The 9324-nt window shown below is 63.1% G+C and carries 5 protein-coding genes; 2 read left to right on the top strand and 3 right to left on the bottom strand.

Annotated elements, in window-relative coordinates:
• Nucleotides 1-89 precede the first annotated feature (89 nt).
• The gene (locus E8M77_RS07265) at nucleotides 90-1286 is read right to left on the bottom strand and encodes a DUF1501 domain-containing protein (RefSeq protein ID WP_137129970.1); all 1197 of its coding nucleotides are present in this window, start codon (nucleotides 1284-1286) and stop codon (nucleotides 90-92) included.
• On the bottom strand, nucleotides 1283-2734 hold the full coding sequence (locus tag E8M77_RS07270; protein ID WP_246659165.1) for a DUF1800 domain-containing protein: 1452 nt from the start codon (nucleotides 2732-2734) through the stop codon (nucleotides 1283-1285). Before E8M77_RS07270 ends, E8M77_RS07265 begins: the two co-directional genes overlap by 4 nt.
• Before the next feature lie 268 nt (nucleotides 2735-3002).
• Here E8M77_RS07270 and E8M77_RS07275 point away from each other — a divergent pair, with 268 nt between their 5' ends.
• Nucleotides 3003-4967 carry an EAL domain-containing protein gene (locus E8M77_RS07275; RefSeq protein ID WP_170975777.1) on the top strand — a complete coding sequence of 655 codons (1965 nt, stop codon included), beginning with the start codon at nucleotides 3003-3005 and terminating at the stop codon, nucleotides 4965-4967.
• Here the strand turns inward: E8M77_RS07275 and E8M77_RS07280 are convergent, their stop codons facing one another.
• Nucleotides 4968-5573: a class I SAM-dependent methyltransferase gene (locus tag E8M77_RS07280; protein ID WP_137129972.1), complete on the bottom strand. Its 606-nt coding sequence runs from the start codon at nucleotides 5571-5573 to the stop codon at nucleotides 4968-4970.
• A 164-nt stretch (nucleotides 5574-5737) separates the two neighbouring features.
• Here E8M77_RS07280 and uvrB point away from each other — a divergent pair, with 164 nt between their 5' ends.
• Nucleotides 5738-8785: an excinuclease ABC subunit UvrB gene (uvrB, locus tag E8M77_RS07285; RefSeq protein ID WP_137129973.1), complete on the top strand. Its 3048-nt coding sequence runs from the start codon at nucleotides 5738-5740 to the stop codon at nucleotides 8783-8785.
• Nucleotides 8786-9324: the final 539 nt, after the last annotated feature.

Here is a 9324-nt window from a genome sequence, read left to right on the forward strand (position 1 = left end):
CGAGACCCGGAGCGTACTTATAAGTACGTGAGCACCGGAAGCGCAGACATCGCCATTTGCAGCCCGCCAGCGGCAAGTCCGGGAGACTGTCACGCCTTGAGATAGATCGACGTCTTGTCAAAGCTCACGCCGGGAAACACTTTTCCCGTCAAATTGCCAGGCGTGATGTCGAACTGCTGGTAAAGCATGGCGGCGGCCAGTTCGCGCAGGTCGCTGGTCGGCATCAGGTCGCGATTTTCAAACAGCTGGTCCTCGGCAAGCCCCGGCCAGCGCCCCAGAACCCTGCCGCCGGCAACCGCGCCGCCGGCCAGAATGGCCACGCCGCCGGTGCCGTGGTCGGTTCCGCCGGTGCCGTTCTGCCGGGCGGTCCGGCCAAATTCGGTCATGGCCAGCACCACGGTCCTGCTCCAGGCCTCCGGTCCCAGCGCCTCTTTCAGCCCGGCAATCGCCGTGGAAAGGTCGCCCGCCATCTGGCCGAACTGCGTCTTCTGGTTCACATGCGTGTCCCAGCCATTCAGTGAAAAGCTCGCCACCCGGTAGTCCTGCCGCAACAGTCCACCGGCCAGCCTTGCCATATCGGCAATCGCAGCACCCCGCTTGCCGCCATTGTAAATGCCGTCGGCGGCCAGATCCGTCCTGACCGCTTCCGACAATGCCCGCTCGAACCCCGCATCGCCGGCATAGAGCCGCTCAAGAAAGCGCAACTCGTCCGGCGCCAGCGCGAAATTGCTTTGTGTCGACCAGACATCCGCCTCGCTGGGTCCCGCCAGAATGAGTTCCATCGACGTGTTGATGTCGATCGCCCGGCGCGATGCGGAACGCGGAATGAGCGCCAGCGCCCGGTTCAGCCAGCCGCTGCGCAATGCCTTGCCGTCCATGCTGCCGGTTTCCAATATATCCTGACCGTCGAAATGGCTGCGCTGGTCGCGGTACGGCGTCGAGGTCGCATGTACGAAGGAAAGCTCGCCTGCCTGCCACAGCGGCATGAGCGATGCCGCCGCCGGGTTCAGCCCGAAATAGCCATCCAGATCGATCAGCCCGTCCTTGAGCGACAAAGCAAGCGTCGGGCGAAGGATGCCCAGCTGTGGATCGCCATAGGGCTGCACCAGGTCGAGCCCATCCATGGCGCCGCGCAGGATAATGGTGACGAAACGGTTGTCGCCCGGCATGGCGGCAAAGCTCACCGGCGTCAGCACCGGCAGTGCTGCGGCACAACAGGCCGAGGCCAGAAATCCGCGGCGAGATAGAAACAGGCTGTCGGACGTTTCGGATTTGGCCATGCTCATCTCCTGTTGAATTCGGGCGAGACCAGAACCATGGTCAAACCATGGATCTTGCTCGGCGCCTGCGACACCACAAGCCGTGTATTGTCGCTCTCGGCACCGCCCAGCGCCCTGTCCAGAAACTCGATAGGCTGAAGCTCCGGCCCCAGCGTGCGTGCGGCAAGCCTTGCCCAGCCAATGCGCTCCGTCAGCTGGCTGGCAGATAGCCAGGCATCAGCGGCATCGGGAAAACCCGCCGGGCTTGGCGGCTGCCAGACCGGCTGGCCCATGCGCCGCAGCGCCTCCAGCGTCAAAGCCCGGCCATTTGCGCCGGGCCGCCCGCCCTGCGCCTTGACAGGGAGGGGCTTGGCCATCTCCTCCTTGGTATCCTCGTCGCCCTTCAGCAGCGCATCCATCTCGGCGCCCGTAAGCCCAAAAGCCCGAAAGCCGCAGACCACATAGTCAAACGGCGGAATGACCTTGCCCTCCTCTTCGGCAAAGGCGCGCGGATGCTCCAGCATGGCCCTGTATACGGCCGGCAGGTTGCCGCTGCTTTCCGCCCAGGCGGCCAGCATGGTATCGATCATCTCCGGCGGCGGCGTGTCGGAAACGAAATGGCGCACCAGCTTGGTGCAGATATGCCGCGCCGTTTCCGGCCGGGCGGCGAGATCGGACAGCATGTCCAACTGATCGCCGGCGCTGCGTCCGCCCTGGCCATAGATCTTTCCGAGCAATTCCTGTGTCCCCGGTTCGGCGCGCTGCGGCCGATAGGCCACCTCGAAGGAACGGTCATCGACGGCAAGGCCGGTGAGGATCAGTGCCGCTGCCTGCACATCGGCCTGGCTATAGCCGGAGCCGACGCCCATCGTGTGCAGTTCCAGCAGTTCACGGCCGAGGTTTTCATTGAGACCGCCTCCGTTTTTTGCCGCCGCAGGCGATTGCGGCCCCAGTGAGCGGTTCTGATCGAGATAGATCAGCATGGCGGGATGCAGGATGGCGGCTTGCAACAGGTCGGAAAACGATCCGGCCAGCCTGGGCCGCAGCGCTTCAGTCTCGTAGAGCGGCACCATCATGCGCATTTCATAGCTCTTGCGGGCGCTCACCGAAAAATGGTCGAGCCAAAAACTGGCGAGCCGTTCGTAAAAGCCGTTTTCGGAACTGACTGCCTGGTTGATGCGCGCCATGGCATCGTGGGTCAGCAGCCGGTCGGCATCGCGCTGCGTCTCGCGGCGCAGGTCCGGATTTGGCCGGCCGTCCTTGGCGGCCTTCGCCTCCACCGCCCGCACGGAAACAAGCCGCCCCAGCGTTTCGCGTCGGCCGGCCACGCCCTCGACAGGAAAGCGAGGCTTTGCCTTGGCGCCGCGCTGCACCTGCGCCATCAATGCCTCGACATCGGCTGCCGGCTCTTCACCCGGCTTCAGCCCATAGCCATAGCGGCGCGCCGCAATCGTGGAGAACGAGAAAACCATCATGTTACCTCCAGCTTGGGGGGCCATCATGCGCGCCCATTGTGTCGGAAGAGGTGAGAGAATGCGGCGATTTTCAGACAGCTTGACGATGTCCTCACAGGAAGATGCCGCTTTCGGCCCAGAGATCGGATCGAAGTTTTCCGAAAGATTTAAGTCATTCTTATATGACAATGACTTACATCTGCGATCAGAGAACGAACTTTGCCTGCCCTGCCAGCCGGGGGGCTCGGAATTTGAGGAGGCGGTCATAGCCGTTGACGACGACAAATTGATGCAGCTGGAGATCCGCCGGATCCAGGCCGCAACCATGGTCACGCGACTACCCGCATCAGTGCTGGGCAATGCTGCCTTGACATTTTCGGCCTTTGCGCTGGTTGCCGCCGAACATGCTCCAACACAGCCGGCCTTTCTCTGGCTCGTGTGCACCCTCGGTCTGCTGGTCCTGCGTCTTGTCGTCGGACACTGTGCGCAACGAAGTGATCTGCCCCGACGCAACCCCGAACTGTCCCTGCGCCTGCTCACGGTCACAACCGGTCTCAGCGGTATAGCCTGGGGCGCCCTGCCCTTTTGCGTCGATGCCTTCAACACCTTCGGCCTCGAAGGCGGGCTTTATGTCCTCATGCTGGGCGCCTCGGCCGGCTCCCTCATGCTTTCCATCGGCTATCGCTGGCTCGCCATCGTCTTTTCCCTGCCCGCCTATCTGTCGATCACCACGTCCCTGATGATGCATGGCGGCGTGGTCGGCTTCATTCTGTCTTGCAATATCCTGGCCCTGGCGCTCATTCTCTATCGCAGCGCCTTGATCGGCGAGACCATGTTCATCGACAGTGCCACCCGCAAGCTGCATGCCACCAAGATGGCCAGCTCGCTGGGCGCTGCCAATGCCGATATCATGCAAGCCAATGCGCGGTTGGAACTTCTGGCCAGCTGCGACCCACTCACAGGACTTGCCAATCGTGCAGCCTTCAATGTGGCTTTGCAGCAGGGCATAGAGGAGGCTGCGGCATCGAACGGGCGTCTGGCGCTTCTCGTCATTGATCTCGACCGATTCAAGCATGTCAACGATACGATGGGCCACAAGATCGGCGACGCGCTGCTGTCCGAATTCGGCCGGCGCATCCGCAACAGCCTGCCATCGGAGGGTACGCTCATAGCCCGTCTGGGCGGCGACGAATTCGCCGTGATCCTTGAGGGCAAGGACGCCTCAGCCGAGGCCTCGCGCACGGCGGAAATCGTGCTGCGCCAATGTCGCCTCCCTTTTGCGCTGGACGGGCAGACCTGCAGCATCGGCACATCGGTCGGCGTGGCACTCTATCCCGATCATGCGTCCACTGCCGAAGAACTCTTCGTCTCCGCAGATATGGCACTTTACCGTTCAAAGGATCTCGGTCGCGGTCGCTGGCGCAAGTTCGATCCCAAGCTGCGCGAAGCCGCCGAGCGTCAGCGCCAGATCGAACGCGATCTGCTCGCGGCCATAGAAAGCGGCGAGCTGGAAGCCTGGTTCCAGCCGCAGGTTCTGCTGGCCGACGAAAGCATCATCGGCTTTGAGGCACTGGTGCGCTGGCACCACCCGACACTCGGCTTCATCGCGCCGCCGGAAATCGTCCAGGCCGCCCATGCGGTCCACCTCTCCGACCGGCTGACCGGCACGATTGCCGAGGCCGGCTGCCTGCTGCTGCAACGCCTGCCGGGGCTCGGGCTTCCCGAGGCAACCGTCGCCGTCAATGTGTCGCCGCGCGAATTCGCGCTCTATTCCGTAGCCGAGTTGCTGGACCGGCTGGTCGAACGCCATCAGATCCGCCCCGAACTGCTGGAAATCGAGATCACCGAGGAAGCGCTGCTCGACACGGTCATTGCCGGCGAACAGCTGAAGCGGCTGGAACAGTCCGGCTTTGCACTGGCCGTCGACGATTTCGGCGCCGGCCATTCCTCGCTGACACGGCTCATCGACCTCAAAGTCGACCGGCTGAAGATCGATCGCGGCCTGACAGCCAATGTCGCGGCCAGCGCCCGCAACCAGGCCATCATCACGGCACTGGTCGGGCTTGGCGAGGCGCTGACCATGGACATGCTGGCAGAAGGCGTCGAGACGCCGGAGGATGCCGCAGCCCTGCTGCAACTCGGCTGCACGCTCGGCCAGGGTTACCTCTTTGCCCGCCCCATGCCGGTGTCGCGGCTGGTCGGCTGGATCGCCGAGCATGGACGGCGCAGCGTCAGTCGCCGCGCCGTCGCGTGATCACAGCCGCTTCAGGCAGAAGGAAAAATGCGCGTCGGGCTCCAGCGTCAGGAATTCGAACTGCCAATCGCGTTCGACGCAGAACTGGTTGACCGCCTGAACCACGCCATAGACGACCGGCTTCACCACATTGCCGGTGCAGAAATCATGGCCGCAGATGCGCCCGTCGCGCTTGACCTTGGCGTCGCAGAGCAGAAGCTCGTTCCAGGTATTGGCATAGGAATGGTCAGTGTCGATATAGACCCAGTCGAATGTGTCATCCTCGAATGTCGGCAGCATGTCGGTCGATCCGCCCACATGCAGCTGTACCTTGCCTTGTCCGATCTCCTCGGCAAACATCGCCTTGATGCTCTCCATGCCCTCACTGTAACGATCAAGGTTCCACGGATCGACAAGATGCAGCGCCGAGGGGCGGTTATGCTGCATGATTTCGCGGCTGTAATCACCGAAGGCAACACCGATCTCGGCCACCACGCCGCCCTGCGGCAAATGGTGCAGAAGCTCGGTGCGGTTGGGCAGCACGCGGCACTGGTCCGTATGGCGGGGCGAAAGCATGATGCGCGGCATGCTGGTCTTCAGCGACTGCCGCTTTTCGAGAGAAAGCATGGTGGGAGATACTCCGTGGGTGATTTGCCTACATAATACATGCCGGCCCAATGAAAATGGCCAAATGGTCACGTCCGCGTCAGCAGCCCACGGCACAGGCCGCGTTTCCGATTTGTTTCACCGGCACTCTTCCAATTCCTGCGGACTCTCGCCATATTCGCGGCATGTCAAAAGCACCGAAAAAATCCGCTCCGACCTCCGGTTTCGAAGAAGCGCCGCAGTCGTCCTTCGAGGGCGCGCCGCTGTCGGGCTCTGTCAGCGATTGGGTCAGGCAGCTGGAAGCCGAGGCGGAAACCTCCGGCATCGAAACCCAGCGCGAGATCGCCTCCAAGGCCGGCAAGCACCGCAAGAAGATCGAGATCGCCGCCCGCGAGGAAGCCATCCGCGAGGCCGCCCAGGCTGCGCCGACAAAGCCCAGCACAGCCAAAAACACCACCCAGCAAAAGACCTCGCGCGGCGTGTCGATCGGCGCCTCCTCCGATCCGAAGACGCGGGCTGCCGCCGGCCTCAACCCGGTGGCCGGCATGGATATGTCGCTGGAAGATGCCGAAAGCCTGGCCCCCGGCGCAGTTACGGCCACGGTCGATGCGCTTTCCAAGCTGATCGAGAGCGGCAATCCGCTGTTCAAGGACGGCAAGATGTGGACGCCACACCGCCCGGCCCGGCCGGCCAAATCCGAAGGTGGCATTCCCATCCGCATGGCGTCGGACTACGAGCCCGCCGGCGACCAGCCGACCGCCATCCGCGATCTCGTCGAGGGCATCAATTCCGGCGAGCGTTCGCAGGTTCTGCTCGGCGTCACCGGCTCGGGCAAGACCTTCACCATGGCGAAGGTCATCGAGGCGACGCAGCGCCCGGCCGTCATTCTGGCGCCGAACAAGACGCTGGCGGCCCAGCTCTATTCGGAGTTCAAGAACTTCTTCCCCGACAATGCGGTGGAATATTTCGTCTCCTACTACGATTATTACCAGCCGGAAGCCTATGTGCCGCGCTCGGATACGTTCATCGAAAAGGAAAGCTCGATCAACGAGCAGATCGACCGCATGCGCCATGCCGCCACCCGCGCCATCCTTGAGCGCGATGATTGCATCATCATCGCCTCGGTCTCCTGCATCTATGGTATCGGCTCGGTGGAAACCTATACGGCCATGACCTTCCAGATGGAGCTGGGAGACCGCATCGACCAGCGCCAGCTGCTCGCCGATCTGGTCGCCCAGCAATACAAGCGCCGCGAGATGGACTTTCAGCGCGGGTCGTTCCGCGTGCGCGGCGATACGATCGAAATCTTCCCCGCCCATCTGGAAGATGCCGCCTGGCGCATCTCGCTATTCGGCGACGAGATCGACAGCATTACCGAATTCGATCCGCTGACCGGCCATAAGACCGGCGACCTGAAATCGGTGAAGATCTATGCCAATTCGCACTATGTCACGCCGCGCCCGACGCTGAACGGCGCGATCAAATCCATCAAGGAAGAGCTGAAGCTGCGGCTTGCCGAGCTGGAAAAGGGCGGTCGCCTGCTCGAAGCCCAGCGACTGGAACAGCGCACCCGCTACGATATCGAGATGATGGAGGCCACCGGCTCCTGCGCCGGCATCGAGAACTATTCGCGCTACTTGACCGGTCGTTCGCCGGGCGAGCCGCCACCGACGCTGTTTGAATATATCCCGGATAACGCCCTTCTCTTCATCGATGAGAGCCATGTCTCCGTCTCCCAGATCGGCGGCATGTATCGCGGCGACTTTCGCCGTAAGGCAACGCTTGCCGAATACGGTTTCCGCCTGCCCTCCTGCATGGACAATCGGCCGCTGCGCTTTGAGGAATGGGATGCCATGCGCCCGCCCACCGTCGCCGTCTCCGCCACGCCCGGCGCCTGGGAAATGGAACAGTCCGGCGGCGTGTTTGCCGAACAGGTCATCCGCCCGACAGGCCTGATCGATCCGCCGGTGGAAGTCCGCCCGGCCCGTTCGCAGGTCGATGACGTTCTGGGTGAAATCCGTGAAACGGCGCTGAAGGGCTATCGCACGCTTGTTACGGTGCTCACCAAGCGCATGGCCGAGGATCTCACCGAATATCTGCATGAGCAGGGCGTGCGCATCCGCTACATGCATTCCGATATCGACACGCTGGAGCGCATCGAGATCATCCGCGACCTGCGGCTCGGCGCCTTTGACGTGCTGGTCGGCATCAACCTGTTGCGCGAGGGCCTCGACATTCCCGAATGCGGCTTCGTCGCCATTCTCGATGCCGACAAGGAAGGTTTTCTGCGCTCGGAAACCTCGCTCGTCCAGACGATCGGCCGCGCCGCGCGCAATGTCGATGGCAAGGTCATCCTCTATGCCGACAAGGTCACCGGCTCCATGCAGCGCGCCATGGATGAGACCGCGCGCCGGCGCGAAAAGCAGGTGGCCTATAATACCGCGCATGGCATCACGCCGGAATCGGTAAAGGCCCGCATTTCCGATATCCTCGATTCGGTCTACGAGCGCGACCATGTGCGTGCCGATATTTCCGGCGCCAATGTCAAGGGCGGGGCCAAGGGCTTTGCCGATGGCGGCCATCTGGTCGGCAACAATCTGCAAAGCCACCTCAACGCGCTGGAAAAGGACATGCGCGATGCCGCCGCCGATCTCGATTTCGAAAAGGCCGCTCGCCTCCGCGACGAGATCAAGCGCCTCAAGGCCGTCGAACTCGCCTCCATGGATGATCCCATGGCCCGGCAGGAAGCGCGTGCCATCGAGGGAGGCAAGAGCCCCTCACCCCGCAAGCGGGGCGAGGGAGACCGGGAGGCCACCTCAATCGCGACGAGCTCCCTCCCCCCTGTGGGGAGGGTTGGGGAGGGGAATTCCCCTTCATCCGATGAGGAGCAAGCCTCCTACTTCGCCAAACCCACGCTCGACGACATGGGACCGGGCACGGACGCCACCAAACCACTGTTCCGCAAAAACACGCTGGATGAAATGACCGTCGGCCGCACGGAAAAGCCGGTCACCGGCACTCTGCCGCAAAAGCCGAGGCAGACAGGCAACCGCGAGTCGATCTCCCCCCTTGAGGGGGAGATGTCCGGCAGGACAGAGGGGGGTGCCCCGCGCTCCGCCTCGGACCCCCGCCCGATCGTGCGCGCCAAATCCGGCGCGGGATCCTACGAGGATGCCGGCGACCTGAAGCGGCAGAAACGCACCAAGGGCAAGACCGGACGACCGGGGCGGTAACTACGCCCCCTCACCCCGCCTCCGCTGCGCTCGGCGACCTGGGCAGAGCCGCGTGTCTCTGTCCGTCCTTCGGACCCCCATGGGGAGAGGCGAACCGCTGGCCTGCGGCAGGTGAAGCCCATCAGGCCGCGTCACGGGACCCCCATGCTCGCATCTGCGTCAACATGGCGGATAGTGTCCGCCGCCGCTGTGCGCTATTCGTCCGTCACAATCGACAGTGTGACGTCATAGCCTGAAAGTATCCGAAATGTGGGATTGGTTCCCGATCGTCTTTTTTCCGCTCAAGATCATCGTCTTGGGCACCGGCATGTTCTACGCCATCAAATGGCATCACGATCAGGACAAGAAGAAGTAACGACAGCTGACGATGGCGAGACGCCCGCCATGCGTCTCTTCTCCCCGCCTGCCTGGGTCCGAAGGACGGGCTTGAGACACCCGGCTCTGCCCCGGTCGGCGGCGGCACATGAGGGGCGGTATGCTGGTCGGTGGCGGCAGATGAGCGGCGCTCCCTCTCCCTTGTGGGGAGGGTCGGGGGGGGG

Origin of the sequence: Rhizobium sp. FY34 (assembly GCF_005222845.1) — a bacterium.
Lineage (GTDB): Bacteria > Pseudomonadota > Alphaproteobacteria > Rhizobiales > Rhizobiaceae > Neorhizobium.

Coding starts and splice junctions, on each gene's coding strand:
- E8M77_RS07265 (WP_137129970.1), bottom strand. CDS start 1,286: ATGAGCATGGCCAAATCCGAAACGTCCGACAGCCTGTTTCTATCTCGC.
- E8M77_RS07270 (WP_246659165.1), bottom strand. CDS start 2,734: ATGATGGTTTTCTCGTTCTCCACGATTGCGGCGCGCCGCTATGGCTAT.
- E8M77_RS07275 (WP_170975777.1), top strand. CDS start 3,003: ATGCAGCTGGAGATCCGCCGGATCCAGGCCGCAACCATGGTCACGCGA.
- uvrB (WP_137129973.1), top strand. CDS start 5,738: ATGTCAAAAGCACCGAAAAAATCCGCTCCGACCTCCGGTTTCGAAGAA.
- E8M77_RS07280 (WP_137129972.1), bottom strand. CDS start 5,573: ATGCTTTCTCTCGAAAAGCGGCAGTCGCTGAAGACCAGCATGCCGCGC.